At 68.1% G+C, this 19711-nt stretch carries 23 protein-coding genes, 1 tRNA gene and 1 pseudogene; 10 read left to right on the top strand and 15 right to left on the bottom strand.

All coding sequences use genetic code 11. The features are described 5' to 3' along the window. Nucleotides 1–8 precede the first annotated feature (8 nt). The 5 genes from Q8N10_RS11205 to Q8N10_RS11185 are packed head-to-tail and all read right to left on the bottom strand — an operon-like array spanning nt 9 to nt 3452. On the bottom strand, nt 9–281 hold the full coding sequence (locus Q8N10_RS11205) for an HPr family phosphocarrier protein (protein ID WP_304779887.1): 273 nt from the start codon (nt 279–281) through the stop codon (nt 9–11). Next, complete coding sequence (locus tag Q8N10_RS11200; RefSeq protein ID WP_304779890.1) at nt 278–682, bottom strand: PTS sugar transporter subunit IIA; 405 nt, start codon at nt 680–682, stop codon at nt 278–280. The genes Q8N10_RS11205 and Q8N10_RS11200 overlap by 4 nt, the downstream gene beginning before the upstream one ends. 10 nt (nt 683–692) lie before the next feature. Beyond that, nucleotides 693–1178, bottom strand: a complete 486-nt coding sequence (locus Q8N10_RS11195) for an HPr kinase/phosphorylase (protein ID WP_304779892.1) — start codon at nt 1176–1178, stop codon at nt 693–695. Beyond that, entirely contained in the window at nt 1175–2776 is a 1602-nt protein-coding gene (locus tag Q8N10_RS11190; protein WP_304779895.1) for a stimulus-sensing domain-containing protein, read from the bottom strand. The genes Q8N10_RS11195 and Q8N10_RS11190 overlap by 4 nt, the downstream gene beginning before the upstream one ends. Further along, entirely contained in the window at nt 2745–3452 is a 708-nt protein-coding gene (locus tag Q8N10_RS11185) for a response regulator transcription factor (protein WP_305337389.1), read from the bottom strand. Before Q8N10_RS11185 ends, Q8N10_RS11190 begins: the two co-directional genes overlap by 32 nt. A 183-nt stretch (nt 3453–3635) precedes the next feature. Here Q8N10_RS11185 and Q8N10_RS11180 point away from each other — a divergent pair, with 183 nt between their 5' ends. Then, the gene (locus tag Q8N10_RS11180) at nt 3636–5357 is read left to right on the top strand and encodes a hypothetical protein (protein ID WP_304775418.1); all 1722 of its coding nucleotides are present in this window, start codon (nt 3636–3638) and stop codon (nt 5355–5357) included. A gap of 58 nt (nt 5358–5415) precedes the next feature. On the opposite strand, the gene pseC is transcribed toward Q8N10_RS11180, so the two are convergent. Then, nucleotides 5416–6579: a UDP-4-amino-4,6-dideoxy-N-acetyl-beta-L-altrosamine transaminase gene (gene pseC, locus Q8N10_RS11175; protein WP_304775416.1), complete on the bottom strand. Its 1164-nt coding sequence runs from the start codon at nt 6577–6579 to the stop codon at nt 5416–5418. Then, a complete protein-coding gene (gene pseB, locus Q8N10_RS11170) occupies nt 6579–7643 on the bottom strand; it encodes a UDP-N-acetylglucosamine 4,6-dehydratase (inverting) (RefSeq protein WP_304775415.1) in 1065 nt (354 codons plus the stop codon). The genes pseC and pseB overlap by 1 nt, the downstream gene beginning before the upstream one ends. 189 nt (nt 7644–7832) lie before the next feature. On the opposite strand from pseB, the gene Q8N10_RS11165 reads away from it, so the two are divergent. Then, nucleotides 7833–8225 (top strand): Tat pathway signal protein, encoded by a 393-nt coding sequence (locus tag Q8N10_RS11165; RefSeq protein WP_304775412.1) that lies wholly within the window; start codon nt 7833–7835, stop codon nt 8223–8225. Here Q8N10_RS11165 and Q8N10_RS11160 read toward each other — a convergent pair. Continuing rightward, the gene (locus Q8N10_RS11160; RefSeq protein WP_304775409.1) at nt 8222–8530 is read right to left on the bottom strand and encodes a 4a-hydroxytetrahydrobiopterin dehydratase; all 309 of its coding nucleotides are present in this window, start codon (nt 8528–8530) and stop codon (nt 8222–8224) included. The genes Q8N10_RS11165 and Q8N10_RS11160 overlap by 4 nt on opposite strands. Further along, complete coding sequence (locus Q8N10_RS11155; RefSeq protein WP_304775406.1) at nt 8527–9183, bottom strand: HAD-IA family hydrolase; 657 nt, start codon at nt 9181–9183, stop codon at nt 8527–8529. The genes Q8N10_RS11160 and Q8N10_RS11155 overlap by 4 nt, the downstream gene beginning before the upstream one ends. Nucleotides 9184–9251: 68 nt before the next feature. On the opposite strand from Q8N10_RS11155, the gene Q8N10_RS11150 reads away from it, so the two are divergent. The 6 genes from Q8N10_RS11150 to Q8N10_RS11120 all read left to right on the top strand — a co-directional run bounded on the left by Q8N10_RS11150 (nt 9252) and on the right by Q8N10_RS11120 (nt 13320). Beyond that, the gene (locus tag Q8N10_RS11150; protein WP_304775404.1) at nt 9252–9608 is read left to right on the top strand and encodes a VanZ family protein; all 357 of its coding nucleotides are present in this window, start codon (nt 9252–9254) and stop codon (nt 9606–9608) included. After that, the gene (locus Q8N10_RS11145; RefSeq protein ID WP_304775402.1) at nt 9605–10417 is read left to right on the top strand and encodes a heme-dependent oxidative N-demethylase subunit alpha family protein; all 813 of its coding nucleotides are present in this window, start codon (nt 9605–9607) and stop codon (nt 10415–10417) included. Before Q8N10_RS11150 ends, Q8N10_RS11145 begins: the two co-directional genes overlap by 4 nt. A 51-nt stretch (nt 10418–10468) precedes the next feature. Then, the gene (locus Q8N10_RS11140; RefSeq protein ID WP_304775400.1) at nt 10469–11128 is read left to right on the top strand and encodes a hypothetical protein; all 660 of its coding nucleotides are present in this window, start codon (nt 10469–10471) and stop codon (nt 11126–11128) included. Between the two features lie 226 nt (nt 11129–11354). Then, nucleotides 11355–12101, top strand: coding sequence for a hypothetical protein (locus Q8N10_RS11130; RefSeq protein ID WP_304775395.1), 747 nt, complete (start codon nt 11355–11357; stop codon nt 12099–12101). A gap of 186 nt (nt 12102–12287) precedes the next feature. Further along, nucleotides 12288–12494: a hypothetical protein gene (locus tag Q8N10_RS11125; protein ID WP_304775394.1), complete on the top strand. Its 207-nt coding sequence runs from the start codon at nt 12288–12290 to the stop codon at nt 12492–12494. A gap of 49 nt (nt 12495–12543) precedes the next feature. Further along, nucleotides 12544–13320 (top strand): tyrosine-protein phosphatase, encoded by a 777-nt coding sequence (locus Q8N10_RS11120; RefSeq protein ID WP_304775391.1) that lies wholly within the window; start codon nt 12544–12546, stop codon nt 13318–13320. Here the strand turns inward: Q8N10_RS11120 and Q8N10_RS11115 are convergent. The 3 genes from Q8N10_RS11115 to Q8N10_RS11105 all read right to left on the bottom strand — a co-directional run bounded on the left by Q8N10_RS11115 (nt 13317) and on the right by Q8N10_RS11105 (nt 16206). Next, nucleotides 13317–14834 carry an MFS transporter gene (locus tag Q8N10_RS11115; RefSeq protein ID WP_304775389.1) on the bottom strand — a complete coding sequence of 506 codons (1518 nt, stop codon included), beginning with the start codon at nt 14832–14834 and terminating at the stop codon, nt 13317–13319. The two genes, Q8N10_RS11120 and Q8N10_RS11115, sit on opposite strands and share 4 nt — an antisense overlap. Before the next feature lie 298 nt (nt 14835–15132). Beyond that, a tRNA-Arg gene (locus Q8N10_RS11110) sits at nt 15133–15209 on the bottom strand. Nucleotides 15210–15255: 46 nt separating this feature from the next. After that, the gene (locus tag Q8N10_RS11105) at nt 15256–16206 is read right to left on the bottom strand and encodes an ABC transporter ATP-binding protein (protein WP_304775387.1); all 951 of its coding nucleotides are present in this window, start codon (nt 16204–16206) and stop codon (nt 15256–15258) included. 246 nt (nt 16207–16452) lie between these two features. Here Q8N10_RS11105 and Q8N10_RS11100 point away from each other — a divergent pair, with 246 nt between their 5' ends. Continuing rightward, nucleotides 16453–16701 (top strand): zinc-finger domain-containing protein, encoded by a 249-nt coding sequence (locus Q8N10_RS11100; protein WP_304775452.1) that lies wholly within the window; start codon nt 16453–16455, stop codon nt 16699–16701. Nucleotides 16702–16799: 98 nt separating this feature from the next. Then, entirely contained in the window at nt 16800–17597 is a 798-nt protein-coding gene (locus Q8N10_RS11095) for an isocitrate lyase/phosphoenolpyruvate mutase family protein (protein ID WP_304775384.1), read from the top strand. 10 nt (nt 17598–17607) lie between these two features. Here Q8N10_RS11095 and rimM read toward each other — a convergent pair whose 3' ends face one another. The 3 genes and pseudogenes from rimM to Q8N10_RS11080 all read right to left on the bottom strand — a co-directional run. Next, nucleotides 17608–18129, bottom strand: a complete 522-nt coding sequence (gene rimM / locus Q8N10_RS11090) for a ribosome maturation factor RimM (protein WP_304775382.1) — start codon at nt 18127–18129, stop codon at nt 17608–17610. Nucleotides 18130–18155: 26 nt separating this feature from the next. Further along, nucleotides 18156–18731 carry a 30S ribosomal protein S16 gene (gene rpsP / locus Q8N10_RS11085; protein WP_304775379.1) on the bottom strand — a complete coding sequence of 192 codons (576 nt, stop codon included), beginning with the start codon at nt 18729–18731 and terminating at the stop codon, nt 18156–18158. 19 nt (nt 18732–18750) lie between these two features. Further along, a pseudogene (locus tag Q8N10_RS11080) lies at nt 18751–19711 on the bottom strand (signal recognition particle protein); the annotation flags it as partial.

Below are 19711 nucleotides of genomic sequence, written 5' to 3'. Positions count from 1 at the left end.
TTCGAGACCTACTCGTCCTCGTCGAACCGGTTGGCGACGAGTTTGGCCAGGGCTTCGAGAGCCGGTCCAGCCTCGGCGCCCTCGGCCTGGATCTCGATGCAGCAGCCGGGGCCGGCGGCGAGCATCATGAGGCCCATGATGGAGCGGGCGTCCACCGTGGAGCCGTCCTTGGAGACCGTCACCTCGGCGTCGAAGGTCGAGGCCATCTTGACGAACTTGGCCGAGGCCCGCGCGTGCAGGCCCCGCTTGTTGACGATCTCGACCGAGCGGCTCGTCGTCATTTCTCGCCGGCCAGCACGTAGGAGGCGACGGAGATGTACTTGCGGCCGGCCTCCTGGGCGTGGGCCACACACTCCTGAAGCGACAGCTTGGTGCGTACGCTGGCCAGCTTGATCAGCATCGGCAGGTTCAGGCCCGCGATCACCTCGGCCTTGGTCTGCTCCATGACGGAGATGGCCAGGTTGGAGGGCGTGCCGCCGAACATGTCGGTGAGCAGGATGACCCCATCCCCGGCGTCCACGCTTGCGCAGGCCGCCAGGATGTCCTGGCGACGCTTTTCCATGTCGTCCTCCGGCCCAATGCAGATGGCGGCGACCGCGGTCTGCGGGCCCACCACATGCTCCATGGCGAAGACGAATTCCTCGGCCAAGCGCCCGTGCGTTACGATCACGAGGCCGATCATGCGAACTTTCTCAACGGGAATCCCCACCCGGCTGCGGCGGAACGCCGGCCGCGAGGCCGCCTAGATACGCTCCAAATCGACCGTCTCCAAGATGTCGTAACGCGCGAGTCAGCTTCGCGGGCGCCGAAGACTCAAGCAGGGCGAGAGTCAGCAGGGGTATCTTCAACCCGAAGTCATCGGTGAAGGCGGGTTCGGGGATGCGGTCGGGCGTTCCGGGCCGCACACAGAGGCTGACACGAGACCAGGGGAGGGCCGGCTCGGGCAGGACATCGAGCCCCCGCACCTCCATCCGGCCGGACAGGGTTTCGGGCGCGCGTCCGTAGAGACCCCCGCCGCTGATCCAGAGCTCAACCCGATCATCGGCCACCAATCGAAAGCCCTGGTCCAGGCAGCGCAGGGCCAGGTCGCTCTTGCCGGCGCCCGAGGGGCCCTGGATCAGGACCCCACGCCAGCCGCCGCCGACGAAGCCGGCGATCAATCCGGCGTGATGGATCACCGCCGCGCCTCGGGCAGCACCACGATGAAGCGGGCGCCGGCCACCTGGCCGTCCGCGCCCATCCGATTCTCCGCCCGGATCGTCCCGCCCTGGGCGGCGACGATCTGACGGGCGATGGAGAGGCCAAGCCCCGAATTGCCGCCGAACGCCGCGCCCTTGGGCCGCGAGGTGTAGAACCGCTCGAACACGGTCTCCAGATTGTCGGGGGGGATGCCGGGCCCGTCGTCCTGGACCGCGACGCTCGCCTCGCCCTTGTTGCGTTCCAGGCTGACCCGCACCTCGCCGCCCGGCGGACTGAAGGAGCGGGCGTTGTCCACCAGGTTGCGCAGCACCTGGCCAAGCGGCCCCTCGCGCCCCGAGACCATGATCGGCTCCAGCACGTCGGGCGGGGCGTAGGCCACGGTGGGCTCGCCGGGCTTGGCGGTGTCCTTGTAGAGCTGCACCACCTCGCCGATCAGGTGGCCCAGGTCGAAGGCCTTGGGATCCTCCCGCGAGAGCTCGGCGTCCAGCCGCGAGGCGTTGGAGATATCGGTCACCAGACGGTCCAGGCGGGTGACGTCCTGCTGCAGGATGGCGAGCAGCCGCTCGCGGGCCGCCGGGTCCTTCACCAGTTCCAGGGTCTCCACCGCTGAGCGCAGGGAGGTCAGCGGGTTCTTGATCTCGTGGGCCACGTCGGCCGCGAACCGCTCGATGGCGTCCATCCGCTCGCTCAGCACGTGGGTCATGTCCTGCAGGGACCGGGTCAGGTCGCCAAGCTCATCGTCGCGCTTGGCGATATCGGGCAGGGAGATGGAGCGCGCGCGGCTCAGGCGCACCCGGTCGGCGGCCCGGGCCAGGCGGCGCACCGGCTGGGCGATCAGGCTGTTCAGCAGCAGGGAGGAGGCCAGCGTCACCCCGATGGCGATCAGGATGAAGGGGATCAGGGCCATCCGCTCGCGGGCGATGATCTGGTCCACGTCGCTGGCCTCCAGGGTCAGGACGCCCAGCACGGCCTGGACATGCTGGATGGGGATCGAGACCGACACCACCCGCTCGCCGTCGTCGCCGGGGCGCATGCCTGACCAGTGCTTGCCGTTCAGGGCCTGGGCCACCTCGAAGGCCAGGGCCTTCTTGACCTCGGGCTGCGGACCGGGGGGCTCGTGGCCCTTGTTGAGCTGCAGGGAGAAGCCGGGATCGTCGTCGCGGGCCCGGGCCGGCGGCAGCACCTTCCACTCCACCCGGTCGGCCACCCAGTAGCTGTCGGCGATCAGCCGGCCCTTGGAGTCAAACAGCCGCGCGCGCTGGGTGCGGGGATTGGAGAGCAGCTGCAGGATCTGGCTGGCATAGGCGCCGTCCATGGCCGGCAGCGGTTCGCCCACCGTGGCCGCCTGGTCGATGATGGTGGCCATCAGCTCGCCCTGGGTGGTCAGGCTGTCGATGCGGGCGTTGACCAGCCCGCGCCGCAGTTCGTTCAGCACCAGGGCCCCGGCGATCAGGATCGTCAGGCCCAGCAGGTTGAGCACGACGATGAGCCGCCCCAGGCGCGAGCCTGGCAGCCAGCTGAACCATGAGGACAGGCGTCCCGGGTCAGGTCTCGCGGTATCGGTATCCGACGCCATAAAGGGTCTCGATGCCGTCGAACTCAGGGTCGACCTCGCGGAACTTCTTCCGCATCCGCTTGATGTGGCTGTCGATGGTGCGGTCATCGACATAGACCTGATCGTCGTAGGCGGCGTCCATCAGGTTGTCGCGGCTCTTCACGAAGCCGGGCCGCTGGGCCAGGGACTGCAGCAGCAGGAACTCGGTCACCGTCAACTTCACCGGGCGGCCTTCCCACAGGCAGTCGTGGCGGGCGGGGTCCAGGGTCAGCTTGCCGCGCTTCAAGGCCCGCGCGCTGGTGTCGCCGGGGGTGGCCAGCGCCTCCTCGGCGTCGGCCCCGGCCCTGCGCAGCACCGCCTTCACCCGCTCGATCAGCAGCCGCTGGCTGAAGGGCTTGTGCATGTAGTCGTCGGCGCCGAGGTTGAAGCCGAGGATCTCGTCGATCTCCTCGTCCTTGGACGTCAGGATGATCACCGGCAGGTCCGACGTCCGGCGCAGCCGGCGCAGCACTTCCATGCCGTCCATGCGCGGCATCTTCACGTCGAGGATGGCCAGGTCGGGCGGATCGTTCTCCAGCGCGGCCAGGCCGGCGGCGCCGTCGAAATACGCCTTCACGGTGTGGCCGTGGCTCTCGAGGGCGAGGCTGACCGACGTGACGATGTTCTCGTCGTCGTCCACCAGTGTGATCTTGGCCATGGGCTCGAACAAATTCCTTCCTGGAAGCCTGACGGAAGCTAGTCGCCCCGCAGCGTGGCCTCAATGGGGCGGGCGGCGAGGCGGCGGCTGTCTCCTTAACGCGTCAGCCGCCGCGAGCGCCACTTTGTCGCAGTAAACTGTTTTTAGGGTTGTTGCGTCACAGTGCCTGTTCTTGGGGGGACTATGGACGGCGCTCAGGTTCACTACGAGGTTTTCAGCAAACGGACGCCGGCTGGCGGCTGGGCGCTTGATCTTGCGACCGAGAACCGCGCCGCGGCGCTGGCGGCCGCCAACGACATGATGAAAGAGGGCAAGGTGGCCGCGGTCCGCGTCACCAAGGAAACCCTCGATCCCGAGACCCGCGAGTTCCAGTCGGTCGGAATTCTCAACCTGGGCAACGCCGAGCCGCCGAAGAAGTCCAAGGTCAAGGAAGACAACGACCCGCTCTGCGTCAGCCCGCAGGACCTCTACACCATCCACGCCCGCGACCGGATCGGCCGCCTGCTGGAGGGCTTCCTGGAGCGCAAGGGCGCGACGCCCTTCGAACTGCTGCACCGGGCTGACCTGGTGGAAGAGCTCGAGGCCTCGGGCACCGACCTGCAGCACGCGATCCAGAAGCTGGCCATTCCCGAGGCGCAGGCCCGGGGCCTGTCGGTCCATGAACTGATCCGCGTCTTCCAGGGCCTGGTGGAGCGCGCCATCGAGCGGCTGCTCAAGGACACCCGCAAGGGCGACCTGCCCAACCTCGACAAGGAAGGCTTCGCCCGCGCCGCCGAGCGCGTGGCCCAGCACCCGGAGCGCGCCTATCTGCTGGGCGCCGGGGTCGCGGTCTCCATCGCACCGGCCCGCAGCTGGACCGAAAAGGTCACCCGCCTGCTGGATCTCGCCGACTCCGCCCCCCTGGCCGGACCGCCGCGCGCCCTGGCGCTCGCGGTCATCGAACAGCCCCTGGCCGAGATCCTGGGCTCCAAGTCCGGCCTGGACGACATCATCGGCAAGGACCTGGACCTGGGCGCGCGCCTGGCGGCCATGACCCGGCTGGTGGCCTGTGATCCGGTCGACGCCCTCATGCGCATCGAACCTTCGGTGCAGCGGATGATGCCGCCCCTGTCGGAGACCGGCCAGCGCCTGGCCCGCTGGCTCTCCACCGAGGACTTCGGCGCGGTGCGCCTGGCCATCGCCAAGCGCGTCGTCCGCGACCTCACCGGCCCGCGCCGTCTGCGGCCTGGAGACGCTGAGGGTGAGATCGCGGTCATGCGGGCCCTGGCCATGGCGCTCACCTGCGCGGCCGGGACCATGATCTCCCTGGACGATGTGCAGGAGGCCTTCGTCACCCGCTCCCGGATGCTGGTCACCGGCGACTTCGTCGAGGCCTATCTGGGAACCAGCCGCACCTCCCGCGCCGAGGTCGAGGCCCTGATGTGGCTGGTGGAGAATGTCATCGGCGCCGCCAACAAGCGTCAGGCCGGCCGCTTTCTGTCGGCCAATGTCAGCGGCATGCGCTTCGAGAAGGAGTTCCGGCTCAGCTCCGATAGCCCGGCGGTGAAGCTGGAAGTCCTGGCCAAGCTGCAGAAACAGGCGGCCCGGGCCGGCCTGGCGCCGGAGGACTATGGTCCGATCCAGGCCAAGATCGGCGATGTTGGCGGCATGGTGGAGGCCGACTCCAAGATCGTCGCCGTCGTCGTCAAGTCTTCCCAGGGGCCGGTCCAACGGCTGATGACCCTGTTGCGCATGGCCATCGGCGACACCGCCCCCCTCGGCCCCACTGCCGACCGCGCCCGCGCCGAGGCCCTGAAACTGGTCCGTCGCGACGACACCCGCGCCGAACTGGCCCGCGCCCCCGAACGCATGGGCGAGGTCCGCGTCCTGCTGCAGGCCATGACCGCTGTCGCCGCGGCGACCTGATTCCGATATATCGAAATCAGGGGCGGTGAACCACTTCAGCCGGCGCCTAAACCTGCCCTCAGAGCCCCAGAACCTCAGACAGGGCCACGATCACCCGGTCCACATCCTCATCGGCCATGCCGGGATAAAGCGGCAGCGATAGGCAGGTCCGGTACCATTCCTGGGCCCCTGGCAGGTCCATCGGCCCGTAGCGGTCGCGGTAGTAGGGCTGGGTGTGGACGGGGATGTAGTGGACCTGGGTCCCCACCCCGCGCGCCTTGAGGTCGTCCACCACCTGGCGGCGCGTCCTGCCCGCGACCTGGAAGTCGATCAGGACCACCATCAGGTGCAGGACCGGGTCGCTCCAGTCGGGCCGGGCCGCGGGCGTGACCAGCGGCGCCAGCGGCTTCAGGGCTGCTAGATAACGGCCGGCCAGCGCCTTTCGCCGCGCCGCGAAGCGGTCGAGCTTGGCCACCTGGGAAAGCCCCAGGGCGCAGAGGATGTCGGGCAGGCGGTAGTTGAAGCCCGGCTCGGGCATCTCATAGATCCACGGATCGGCCCCTTCCGGTCGCACCATCCCGTGGCTGCGCAGGGTCTTCAGGCGCTGGGCCAGCCGGTCATCATTGGTGGTGACCATGCCGCCCTCGCCGGTGGCGATGGTCTTGACCGGGTGGAAGGAGAAGGTGGCCATGGCCGAGTGGCGTCCGTCGCCCACCCTCTCGCTGGTATTGCCGAAGCTCATGGTGGAGCCGAGCGCATGGGGCGCGTCCTCCACCAGCACGGCGCCGGCGGTCTGGGCCAGGGCCGCCAGCGCCGGAAGCTCGGCGGTGTCGCCGCGCAGGTGGACCGGCAGGACGGCGCGAAGCCGGCGATCGCCCACCCGGGTCAGGGCCTGCGCCAAGGTGTCGGGCGTCATCAGGCCGGTCGCCGGATCGACGTCGGCGAACACCACCTCGGCGCCGACATATCGGGCGCAGTTGGCGGTGGCCAGGAAGGTGATGGAGGGGACGATGCAGACCTCGCCCGGCTGCACATCGAGCGCTAGCATGGCCAGGTGCAGGGCCGCCGTGCCGTTGGCGCAGGCGACGGCGTGGCGCGCCCCGACCTCCTCGGCGAAGGCGGTCTCGAAGGCCTCGACCAGGGGGCCGGTGGTCAGGAAGTCGCCGCGCAGGGCCTCGGCGACGGCGGCGATATCGTCGTCCTCGATGGTCTGGCGGCCATAGGGGAGCAGCGGCCCCGCCATCAGTCGGTCAGCCGCCGCCGCAGGGGCGGGGCCACCGGCGCCGGATCGTTGATCAGCTCCATCAGCCCCTCGCCGCTCAGCCACTCGTCATTGGTGTCGCTGGCGTAGCAGAAGCCGTCCGCCGCCATGGGATGGGTCTTGGCGTAGCTCTCGCGGGTGTATTCCACAAAGGCCGGCTCGATGGCGTAGCGGTCCCCCAGGTCGACGGTGGTGCGGGCGTCGTCCACCGAGATCATCATCTCGTGCAGCTTCTCGCCCGGCCGGATGCCGATCACCTTGATGGGCACGCCGGGCGCCATGGCCTCGGCGAGAGCGGTCATCTTCATCGACGGGATCTTGGGCACGAAGATCTCGCCGCCGCGCATCAGCGACAGAGATGACAGCACGAAGTCGACCCCCTGGTTCAGGGTGATCCAGAACCGGGTCATCCGCGGGTCGGTGATCGGCAGCTCGGTGGCGCCTCGCGCCAGCAGCCGCTGAAAGACCGGGGCCACCGAGCCCCGCGAACCCACCACATTGCCATAGCGGACGACGGAGAACTTGGCGCCGATGTCGCCCGACAGGTTGTTGGCCGCCACGAAGGTCTTGTCGGAGGCCAGCTTGGTGGCGCCGTAGAGATTGGCCGGGTTGCAGGCCTTGTCGGTGGAGAGCGCGATCACCCGCTGCACCCGGTTGGTCAGGCAGGCCCAGACCACGTTCTCGGCGCCGATGATGTTGGTGTGGATGCACTCGGACGGGTTGTACTCCGCCGCTGGCACCTGCTTGAGGGCCGCGGCGTGGATCACGATGTCGACCCCGCGCAGAGCCAGGGTAAGGCGCTCGCGGTCGCGGACATCGCCGAGGAAGAACCGCATGCAGGTCAGTTGCTCGGCCGGAAACTTCTCGGCCAGGTCGGTCTGCATCTCGCTCTGCTTCAGCTCATCGCGGGAATAGACGATCAGCTTGCGCGGCCTGGCGCGCAGCAGCACGGTTTCGATGAAGCGTTTGCCGAAGGATCCCGTGCCGCCGGTGACCAGGATCACCTTGCCGTCGAGATCGAGAGAGGTTGGCGCGAAACGGCCCAAGGGCGGGCTCCATCAAGAGCGGGCGAGAAAAAGTGGGAACCGGTTTTCCGCCCGCGCCCGCTCTAACCCAGAAGACCGATCACATGCGTGATCGGTCGTGCGAATCTTCGCCGCACTGTCGAACGCCCCGCGTAAAGAGACCGCTAACCATAATGCGGCACACCGTCACGCATGGATCGCCGCCGTCTGATGAGTCTCGCCGCCCTCGCCGCCGCCCTGCCGGTGGCCGCCCAGGCGTCTGGCGGCGGGGAGAAGACCGAAAAGAAGAAGGGCGGCGGGCTTTCCTACCTGCAGCTTCCAACCCTGACGGCCACCATCATGCGGCCCGACGGCCGGCGCGGCGTACTGACCGTGGAGACGGGAATCGACATTCCCAACACCGACCAGCGGGCCAGGGCTGATCTGCTGGTCCCTCGGTTCCGGGCGGGATTTGTGCAGGCCCTGCAGATCTACGCCTCGGGCCTGTCGCCCTCCACCGCCCCCAACGCCGAGTTCATCGCCCGCGAATTGCAGCGCGAGACCGACCGAGTGCTCGGCGGCCCGGGCGGCAAGCTGCTGCTGGGCACCATCCTGGTGAACTAGTTCTTCAGCCCCGCGTGGTGGGCCGCGTTATCCATGAAGGCGGCCAGGGTCACGTCCAGCTCGGTCACCCCGTCGGCGTCGTGGGTGGCCAGGGTGACCTCGACCCGGTTGTAGACATTGAACCACTCCGGATGGTGGTCCAGCTTCTCGGCCATCAGGGCGGCCCGGGCCATGAAGCCGAAGGCGGTGTTGAAGTCGGGGAACAGATAGGTGCGGGTGATGGCGTCGCGGTCGCCGCCCAGGGCGTTCCAGCCGGGCAGCTTGGCCAGGGCCGCCGCCGCGCCGATCTTGTCTGGGCGGCTCACGCGGCGACCCCGTCGAAGGTGAGGCCGGTGGCGAGGCCCAACTCGGCCAGGGTCTGGTCGACATCCACCACCTTGATGGCCTTCATCCCGAGCGCCGCGGCCGGTTTGCAGTTGATCCCCAGGTCGTCGAGATAGACGCAGCTCTGGGGATCAACCGACAGGGCCTCGCACATCATCAGGTAGATCTTCGGGTCGGGCTTGCGGACGCCGGCCTTGGAGCTTTCGATGATGTGGTCGAACAGCGGCATGATCTGACCCATGGCGCCCGCCGCACGCTGCGGGGCGTCGGCGCCCGGGGAATGCATGCTGACCATGTTGTTGGTGATGCAGCCCACCTTGAAGTGTTCCTTGCAGGCCTTCAGCGCCGCCACCATGCGCGGCCGCACCATGCCCGACAGCAGGGGCAGGACGTGGCTGCCGGGGATCGGATGACCGAGCACGGTCGACTCCTCCAGGAAGAGCTGATCGAAGCCCTTGGTGTCTATCTCGTTCCGCTCAAAAAGCGCCCAGGCGTTGGTGTCGGGATTGGTGGAATTGACCCGTCGGATCAGGTCCTTGGGCACGCCGTTCTCGCTCTCATAGCGGGCGAAAGCCTCGAAGGGCGAGGAGGTGAACACCCCGCCGAAATCCCAGATCACCGCCTCGACCGCCATTACCCGCTCCGTCCTTGAAAATCGGCGCGACGCTAGAGACGCAAGGGGAGACGTGCAAGTTAGGGGACATGTTTCTCGCTTCCCTGCCTCGCCCGCTGCGCCTGGCCCTCTATGCCGTGGCCACCGCCATCCTGCTGGCCATGTGCCTGATCCCGCAGCAGGAGCTGCCCTCGGCGCCCATGGGCGACAAGATCGAGCACAGCATCGCCTGGTTCGTCCTGACGATGACGGGCCTGCTGCTTTCGCACCATCGGCCTCGCGCCATCGCCGCCTTCGCCATCGCCGTGGGCGCGGTGGTGGAGTTGCTGCAGGCGACCATGGGGTTCGGCCGGCACGGCGACTGGCGCGATTTGATGGCCGACACCCTGGGGGTCGTGGCGGCCTTGGCGCTCTACGCCCTGATCGAGAGGCTGCGGCGGCGATGAGCCACCGTCCCTGGGAGGAGGGCGCCGACTTCGCCATCGGCCTGGCGCCTATCGACGAGGCCCGCTGGCTGGAGGGGGGAGAGGCCGACCCCGCGGCGCGCAAGGACGCCCTCTACGCCCACCACCGCGACCTGGTCTGGGGTGAGACGGGGGCGTCACGGCCAGGTCAGAAGGAGGTCGCCGCTCTGATCGGGGTCGCGCCCGCCGCCGACCTGCCGCCGCTCTACGCCGCCTCGCGCGCCGTCGCCGACGACCTGGTGCTGGTGGAGAAGGCCGGCGGTCACTGGCGGGTCAGCGCGCTGAGCCTCTCGGCGCCGACCTTCTTCACCGCCGCCGACGTGTTGGGAAAGAGCCTGGCCGACATCCACGGCCCGGTGAACGGCTTCAATGACCGCTTCCTGGTGCGGCTGGCGCGCATCTTCGACGGCCTGCGTCCCGGCCTGATCCTGCAACGGCGCAACTGGTCGGTGGTCAATTCCGATCAATCCTTCACCCCGTTCTCCGCCCCGGTCCGCGCTCGCATCGCCGAGATCTCGCCTGGGGATGTCGAACAGGCGCTGTTCACCCGGGTGGAACGCCAGACCGTGCGCCGGCTGCCCGACACCGGCGGCGTGCTCTTCACCATCCGGGTGTGGCTGACGCCGTTTGCGGCCCTGCTGGAAAGTCCGGAGCGCCTGGCGGCCTTCGCCCGCGCCTGGCGTTCGGCCGCCCCGGATTTCGCGGCCTATAAGGGATTTCACCTCTACGCCGAGTTGGTGGAGAGCTTTCTTCGCGCGCACGGTGAAAGTCACAGCGTTAACGGCGCCTGATCTCCAACGGTGGCTCCGACCCTCGTTTTCGAGCCGCCGGAAGACCCAGCTATGCGCCTGCGCTCCCTCATTCCCCCCCTGGCCTTCCTGGCCCTAGCCGCCTGCGATTCCACCGGCGCCCTGAGGATCGCCCAGGCGCCTGCGGCCAAGCCCGCCGACTGCTGCTGCAAGCCGGCCGCGACGCCGGCCAGCTGTCCGCCGGCCGCCGCGCCCACCCCGATCGCCGATCAGCCAACCGCCATGACGCCGGAGCCGAAACAACCTGCCTATCGTCCGGCCGTACACCGTCAGGCGGCTCGCCCCGCCGCGCGCCGTGTCACCCAAGTCCAGCGCCATGATGCCGAGCGTGCAGTCGAGCGCGACTATGGGGAGGTGCGCGAGTACGCCTATGCCCAGCAGCGCTCATATGCGGCCGCGCCCGCCCCCGAGTATGACGGCTATGTCGACGTCCAAGATCGCCGCATCCAGGGCCGGGTGGTGAGCGTCGAGGACCGTGAAACCTTCAGCGAGCGCTATTCCGAACAGTCGGAAAGCTCCGGCGGTCGTCGCTATGCCGGAGGTTATGAGCACCACGGCGGCTACCAGGAGCGCGGCGGCTACGACAGTCGTGGTGGCGGGCGTGGCTGCGGAGGCTGCGCCCCGCGCGAATCCGCCGGCCGCGACCGCAACGGCTTCCTCACCTGGCCCGGCAAGGTTCCCGCGCGCCCCTGAGGCTGGCCTCACGCTTGCCCTGACAAAACCTCGGTGTCCCATCCCGGGACGCCCAGGAGACCAAGATGCGATCGCCGAACGGCCCCCTCTTCAAACGCTATGAAATCCTGGCGGTGATCCTCTTCCTCACCGCCGCCGCAGCGCTCGCGAGCTTTGATCTGGTCTACTAGACGCCTTGCCCTGCGGGGCGGCGCACGGGAAGCTCACTCCGAAACAAGGGGGCTTCATGGCCAAGGCCGCATCGATCTTTCTGGCGACACCCTGCTATGGCGGGTTGGCTCACATCCACTACATGCGCTCGGTCCTGGACCTCCAGGCCGCCTGCGCGGCGCGGGGCGTGGGACTGACCGTGGAACTGGGAGGCGGCGACGCCCTGATCACCCGGGCCCGTGCGGCCATGGCCGACAAGTTCCTGACAAGCGACGCCAGCCACCTGCTGTTCGTTGACGCCGACATCGGTTTTCGGCCCGAGCAGGTTTTCCGGTTGCTGGACGCCGATCGCGACCTGGTGGGCGGCGTCTATCCCATCAAGAGCATCGACTGGGCCAAGGTGCGCCAGGCCGCGATCGACGGCAAACGCGACCTGATGGCCGCCTCCGTGGGCTATGTGGTCCGCTTCATCCCCACGCCCAACAACAGTGTCGAGATCGATGACGACGGCTTTGGCCCGGTGGCCTATCTCGGGACGGGCTTCATGCTGATCAAGCGCGTCGTGGTGGAGCGGGTCGCCGCCGCCCATCCGGAACTCAAGGCGCGGCTCAGCGACACCTCCGGTGGCGGGCCGAAGCAGGCCGCCATGATCTTCGAGACCTTCATCGAGCCGGACACCGGCGAGCATCTCTCGGAGGACTATGCCTTTTGCAGCCGATGGCGTGACCTGGGAGGTCAGGTGTTCGCCGACTTCCAAACCCGCCTGACCCATGTCGGTCACGCCGCCTATGCGGGCAGCCTGATGGACGCTCAGGCCCGCTGATCGCAAATCGGGCGCTGGCGATGCTGCGCCGCGCAAGTTGTTCGCCCATCGAGCGCCGGGAACCTTTGCGCGCAAAGGGCGCTGGTTGTCATTGCATTGCAGCAATTGCAGTTCATAACCTTGGTTCTTGCAGGGTCAGCTCTGGACCCCGTGAGTTTGAGCCATAGTGAGGCGATTTCGATGATTATGACTTCGATGCGTGTGTTCCCCAGCCTGTTCATCGGCCGTCGGGACCTGGTGGAAGCGGTCGCCATCGACCTCGACAAGACCTCAGACATCGGCGCGGCCTTCACCTGCGGCGCCTGCGACGCGGTGATCCTCGTGGGCCAGGATGAAGCCTCGGCCCGCGAAGTGGTCGTGAAGTGCCGCTGCGGCGAGTACAACCAGCTCTAGGCCAGCCGTCACACTTGTTGTCTAGGTCATGAGCCTCATGGAAGCGCTCATGACCGATCCCCGCATCCTGCCCCTCGAGGGCGTCGAGAACTTCCGCGACTACGGTGGGTATGCCGTGCGCGGGGGACGCGTGGCCTCGGGCCAGCTGTTCCGCGCCGCCCATCAGGCCCGCGCCACGCCGGCCGATCTGGCGGTGATGGCCGACCTCAAGCTCGCCATCGTGGTGGACCTGCGCCGCCCTCGCGAGCGGGACAATGATCCCAGCCTGCGCCACGAGGGCTTCGCGGCCCAGGTGATCCAGTGTGACCTGGGCGATCAGACCGAGGCGCCGCATGTGGCCTTTCTTCGCGAGACCGACCTGACCCCGGAAAGCGCGCGGGCCTTCTTCCTCGACTACTACGACAAGGCGCCCTTCGAGCCGCGCCATCAGGAGCTGTTCGGCCGTTACTTCGCCGCCCTGGCCAAGGACGAAGGCCCGGTGCTGATCCACTGCACGGCCGGCAAGGACCGCACGGGTCTGCTGGCGGCCCTGACCCACCACGTGCTCGGCGTCCACGACGACGACGTCCGCGCCGACTACCTGCTCACCAACCTCGCCGCCCGGGTCGATGCGCGACTGCCGATGATCACCCAGGCCCTGGAGGCGTCTCTCGGCAAGCGGCCGTCGGAAACCGCGGTGCGCGCCTTCCTGGGGGTCGAGGCCAGTTATCTGGACGCCGCCTTCGCCTCGATCCAGGCGCGCAGCGGTTCGATCGAGGCCTATCTCGATGCGATAGGGGCGGACGCGGCGACCCGTGAGGCCATCCGCGCCCGCCTGATCGTCTAGGTCGTGGTTTCACCCACCATGCCGTCCGGCTCGGCGCCCGGCTGGCCGGCCGGCGCGGCCTTGGCGGCACGCTCGCGGCGCAGGACCTGGAGCTGGGCCTGGGTCGCGTCGTAGCTCTTCCGGTTGATCTTGTAGCGGGCGTAGAAGAACACCGCGATCAGGCCCGGAATGGTGGCGATGGGCGCGTCCACCAGAGCCAGGTCCATCAGGGTCTGGCGATCGACCTGTCCCGGCTGCGCCTTCTCGGGGAAGGCCACGATGTCCAGGGCCATGCCGGCGAAGAAGTGACCGATGGCGGCATCGATCTTGGAGAACAGGGCCCGCGTCGAATAGAGCACCCCCTCCTGCCGGTAGCCGTAGCGGACCTCATTCTCGTCGGCGATATCGGCCAGGGCCGACATGACGCTGATGCTCATGATGCTGGCCACGCAGGAGCCCAGGCCGGTGAAGATGATGATCAACGGCAGCAGCATCGGCTGGCCCGGTTCGGGGAACAGCCCGAGAATCCGCAGGCTCGGCGCGATGGCCGGGATCGTCGCGAGCAGGACGCAGGTGACGATGATGGCGATCTTCTTGTCGAACCGCCCGTGCAGCCTGGCCGCGGTGGCGAACCCGAGGAAGTAGCCGCTGATGGTGCCGATCACGAACCAGCGGATCTGCTCGGACGTGAACTCCCAGAAGAAGGTGTTCATGTAGAGCCCCAGGCCCTGGCGAATACCAAGCATCAGGGACAGGAAGAAATAGGCGATCAGCAGGAAGACATAGTTCCGGTTGGAGAAGGCGCTGCCCATGTCCTTCATGAACTCGAAGGGGCTGAAGGCCGGCAGGTCGTCGGGGGTCTTGGGCAGCAGCGCGATGCGGTCGCGGGTGAACCAGGCCGAGGCGAGCAGCAGCAGCATGCCCGAGCCGGCCACTGCGAAGGCGAAGGGCGTATAGGCGTGGGGGTTCAGCAGGCCGCGCGGATACTCCGCGGTCTTGTGGAAGAAGAAGGTCAGCGCCACGAAGCTGGTGCCGGCCGTGCCGATCATGCCGAGCAGGTTGTTCCAGCTCATGATCCGGCTGCGCTCGGTGTAGTCGCCCGAAAGCTCGCCCCCCAGCGCCAGGTGCGGCACGTGGTAGACGGCCATGAACACCCGCAGGGTGACGATGAAGCCCGAGAACCAGACAAACAGCCACAGGTGCGAGAAGGCCGCTGGGGGATTGAACAGCGCCACGATGCAGAGGGCCACCGGGACGGGGGCGAGATACATGTAGGGGTGGCGGCGGCCGAGCTTGCCGCGCGTTCGGTCCGACAGTGAGCCGACGATGGGATCAGCGAAGCCGTCCAGCACCAGGCTGACCGTGATCGCGAGACCCGCGAGCGTCGCGGGCAAGCCCAGGACCTGATTGTAGTAGAACATCGCATAGCCGCCGACCGCGGCCAGGGTGATGCTTTCGGCGGTGGCGCCGAGGCCGAAGAAGAATTTGGTGCGAAGAGGTACGCGCGCGCCGGGAATCTGCGCCGAGCTGGCCATTATGGTTTCCTACAAAAATAGACGCCGGTCGTAACGCCGGATGAATTCGCCTATCAGTGGGCCGGCCGCGGGGGGTGTCAATCGGGCCCGACGTCACGCGCCGGGATCTATCCGCAGGACGGGCCTGCGTCGGTTGTCAGCCGGCCGCGGTGTCCCTCAGCACAAGGGTGCGGGAACTCTTGAAGCGTCGGGCAAGACGGTCGCCTGGCTCACCGCCCGCTAGCCAGCGCGCAGCCGACAACGGTCCGCTCGGCCACCAACTGGCGGGCCCGAAGCCCGAGTTTCTTGGGAAGTCCGTTGGCGCACCCGACACGATTCGAACGTGTGACCTTTGCCTTCGGAGGGCAACGCTCTATCCAGCTGAGCTACGGGTGCGTTTCGGAAACGCGCTTCTAGCGGAAAGCCGCGCCGAACGGAAGGCTCACGCGTCGATGGGCGCGGGGGCCGAGGTGAGGGACACGAAGACGTCCTCCAGGTCCGGGTCCTCGGTGGCGATATCCTTGATGTGCAGGCCCGCGGCGCGCACGGCGGCGAGCACCTGCTCCACGCTGGACTGACCCGTGCGATAGGACACGGCGAAGGCGCCGGCCGGGCGCAGCTTGGTCTCGAAGCCTGGCAGGGTCGGGGCCGCGGTCACCGGTTCTTCCGGCGTCACCACCACGTTGCGGATGTCCATGCGGGCCAGCAGGGTGCCGGTGGGTTCGCAGGCCACCACCTGGCCCCGGTTGACGATGGCGATCTGGTCGCAGAGCTCCTGGGCTTCTTCCAGATAGTGGGTGGTGAGCACGATGGTGACGCCCTTGCGATTCAGCTCCACCACATAGTTCCAGAGCTGTTTGCGAAGTTCGACGTCGACGCCCGCCGTGGGCTCGTCAAGGATCAGGACGGGCGGGTTATGGGTCATCGCCTTGGCCACCATCAGCCGGCGCTTCATGCCGCCGGAGAGTTGGCGGACATAGGCGTTGGCCTTGTCGCCGAGGCCGAGCGCGTTGAGCAGCTCCATGGTCCGGCGCTCCTTGGCCGGCACGCCGTACATGCCCGCCTGGACCTCCAGGCTCTCGCGGGGGGTGAAGAAGGGGTCGGCGGCGATCTCCTGTGGCACCACCCCGATGGCGGCGCGCGCGTCGCGGGGACGCTCGTCAATGTCCCGGCCCCAGATGGAGACCGTGCCGGAGGTCTTCTTGCAAAGGCCCGCCAGGATGTTGATGAAGGTCGACTTGCCCGCCCCGTTTGGCCCCAGCAGGCCGAAGATCGAGCCGCGCGGAATGACCAGGTCGATGCCCTTCAGCGCCAGCATCTCGGGGGTGGTCTTGGTGGCGGGATAGGTCTTCACCAGGCCCTTGGCCTCGATGGCGTAGTCGGGAAGGGTCATGCGGGACTTTTCGAAAACAGGCGCGATTGACGCGTAAAGCTATGGTCGCATACCTAGGGCGTGACAGTCCGAAGTGGAAGCCGGTTCGGACGCCCGTCACGCCCTGAAGTTTTGGTCCCTGCTTTTTGATTCTCAAAAAGATTGGGGCTCCTGTGGACCCTTCGCCAAGGCGTCCGCTGTCGGAGAGTCTGCATCATGGCCCGTAAAGCCACCCCCGTCCCCAACCAGGGCGCTCACGTCGAGCCCATGCCGGCCAAGCCGGCCCTGACGCCCGACTTGCCCGCCCCGGAAACTGTCGTGGTGCGTTCGGGCCGCATCGCCTGTGACGGCGTCGGCGGGGCTCTGGGCCATCCGCGGGTCTGGCTGGAGATGGGTGAGGCGACCTTTGTCGAGTGCCCCTATTGCGACCGCCGCTTCGTCCTGGCCCACGGAACCGAGGGCCCCGAGGACGAGCGTCTGGCGCCGGGCGTCTATGAGGGCCCGCACGGCCACTGATCGTTCTGCCGGTTCGCGGGCTCTGTTTGCGTCCGATATCCGCGAGCATGTCACGGTGGCGCCTCCTATACCGTCCTAGACGATAAGAGGAGACGCCCATGATCCAAGCCGCCGCCTTCAAGGCCCTGCACGCCGGCCCCGAAATCCTGGTCCTCCCAAATGCCTGGGACGCCGCCAGCGCCGCGATCATGGAGGACGCCGGCGCCAAGGCCGTGGCCACCTCCAGCGCCGCCGTCGCCTGGGCCCACGGCTATGCGGACGGCGATTTCTTCCCGGTCCCCCTGCTGCTGACCGCCATCGCCGAGATCAGCCGGGTCCTGAAGGTCCCGCTGACCGCCGACATCGAGGGCGGTTACACCGATGACCTCGCTGAGCTGGCCGAAACCGTCAAGGCGGTGGTGGGCGCCGGCGCCGTCGGAATCAACCTGGAGGACGGCCGGCGTGACGCCGCCCTGCACGCCCGCAAGATCGAAGCGGTGCGCAAAGCCGCCGACCAGGCCGGCGTCGCCCTGTTCATCAACGCCCGCACCGACGTCTATCTGAAGGGCCTGGCCGCCGGCGAGGCCGCGCAGGCGGAGGTGTTGGCGCGGGCCAGAACCTACGCCGCGGCCGGCGCGGACGGGATTTTCGTTCCCGGCCCCACCGACGAAGCCCTGCTGACGGTGCTCGCCAAGGAGATCGCCCTGCCGGTCAACGCCATGGCGCGACCCGGCCTGCCCAACGCGGCCAGGTTGGAGGCGGCGGGCGTCCGGCGGCTATCCTCCGGAGGCGGCCTGTTCGCGGCGGCCTACGGGACCCTGGCGCGGGCCACGGCGGCCTATCTGAAGGACGGTGAGTCCGATCGCCTCACCCCGCTGTCGGAAGGTCTGCCGAGCTTCAACAAGCGGTTCGGCTAAGCCGATAGGCTCAGCCCTCTTCGGCGTCGCCGTCGATCTCGGCGGGGCGCACGGCGATCAGCTTGCCCTCGGCGATGCGGACTTCCGGCACCGTCTCTCGGGTGAAGGGCAGCCACCAACTCGCGCCCATCGGCGGCTGGACCTCGATGAGGTCGCCGGCCCCGAAGTCCTGGATGGTCTTCACCTTGCCCATCAGCTCGCCCTCGGGAGTCTCGAGGGTCAGGCCCAGCAGGTCGGCGTGATAGAATTCGTCTTCATCGGGAGCGGGGAGGGCCTCGCGGGCGATGAACAGCTTGAGGCCGCGCAGGGCCTCAGCCTGGTCCCGGGTGTCTATACCCGCAGCCCTGGCGATCACCGCCCCCTTCACCGCCCGCGCCGCCGTGATGGTCAGGCCCGGGGACCCGTCCTCACGCGTCAGGACCCTGTAGGTCGCGAGCGCAAGAGGGTCTTCGGTAAAGGTGGTGATGCGGATCTCCCCGCGCACGCCGAAGGCTCCGGCGACGCGGGCGACCTGGAGGAGGCGGTCAGCCATGGGACTTACCGCCTCCGTCTCAAGCCTTAGCCTTCAGCCTTGTCTTCCGCGGCGGCCGGCTCGGCAGCGGCTTCCTCGGCGACCGGTTCAGCAGCGGCAGGGGCTTCTTCAGCGGCCGGAGCAGCTTCAGCGGCGGGCGCGTCTTCAGCAGCCGGGGCTTCCTCGGCGGCGGGGGCTTCAGCGGCCGGAGCCTCTTCAACCGGAGCGGCTTCGGGTTCCGGCTCGGGAGCCGGGGCGTTCTTGGCTTCTTCCAGGGCGGCGGCGGCGGCGGCGTCGCGCTGGGCGCGCTCTTCCGTACGCTCGACGGCCTTCTTGCCGGGCTTGCCCTTGTTGGGGTTGTTGCCGTGTTCCCACTTCACGACGCCGGCCTGGGCCAGGAAGCGCGCGACGCGGTCGGTGGGCTGGGCGCCCTTGGCGATCCAGGCCTGGATGCTTTCCAGCTTCAGGGTGACGCGGCTGGGGTCGTCACGCTTCAGCAGCGGGTTGTAGGTGCCCACCTTCTCGATGAAGCGGCCATCGCGGGGCGAGTGGCTGTCGGCGACGACGATGGAATAGTAGGGGCGCTTCTTGGCGCCGCCACGGGCGAGACGGATCTTCAGCATAGTTCAGTCCTTGTTATCTCTAGGATTTCTTGAAGGGATTGAAGCCGGGGGGCAGGCCGCCGCCCAGGCCAGGAAGTTTGGGGAGCCCGTCGCCGAGGCCGGGCAGCTTGCCCCCGCCCCCGGCCATCTTGCCGAGCTCCTCGAGTTGGTTCTGGTCGGGCATGGCCAGCTTGCCGCCACCGAGCGACTTCAGCCGGTCCGCCCCGCCGCCTCCGCCCATCATGCCGGCCATGCGGGCGAAGCCCTTGCCGCCGTCCTTGCTCATCGCCTTGAAGGCGTCGGCCATCTGGCGATGCTGCTTCAGCAGGCGGTTGACCTCGGAGACGTCGACGCCCGCGCCCTTGGCGATCCGGCGCTTGCGCGACGCGGCCAGGATGTCGGGCTTCTTGCGCTCCAGCTTGGTCATCGAGGAGATGATCGCCGCCTGCCGTTCGAGGGCCTTGTCGGAAATATTGGCCTCGGCGATCTGCTTCTTCATCTTCTGGACGCCGGGGAGGAAGCCCATCAGGCCTTCCATGCCGCCCATCTTCTTCATCTGGGCGAACTGGTCGGCCATCATGTCCAGGTCGAACTGGCCCTTGGCCAGCTTCTTGGCCATGGCCTCGGCCTTGGCGACGTCGAGATCGGCGCTGGCCTTCTCCACCAGGGCGATGACGTCGCCCTGGCCCAGGATACGGCCGGCGACGCGGGCGGCGTCGAAGACGTCCAGGCCGTCGATCTTTTCCGAGACGCCCAGGAACTTGATGGGCAGGCCGGTGACCGCGCGCATCGAGAGCGCCGCGCCGCCGCGGCCGTCGCCGTCGGCCCGGGTCAGCACCAGGCCGGTGAGCGGCAGGCGTTCATGGAAGGCCTTGGCGGTGCGCACCGCGTCCTGGCCGGTGAGGCTGTCGGCCACCAGCAGGGTTTCCGACGGATTGGCGATCCGCGCGATCTCGGCGGCCTCGCTCATCATCGCCTCGTCGAGCGTCGTGCGCCCGGCG

It is taken from the genome of Phenylobacterium sp. (genome assembly GCF_030693625.1).
Classification (GTDB): domain Bacteria; phylum Pseudomonadota; class Alphaproteobacteria; order Caulobacterales; family Caulobacteraceae; genus Phenylobacterium; species Phenylobacterium ferrooxidans.
Note: the sequence above shows the minus strand (reverse complement) of the source record. Positions and strands in the feature narration are given on the sequence as shown.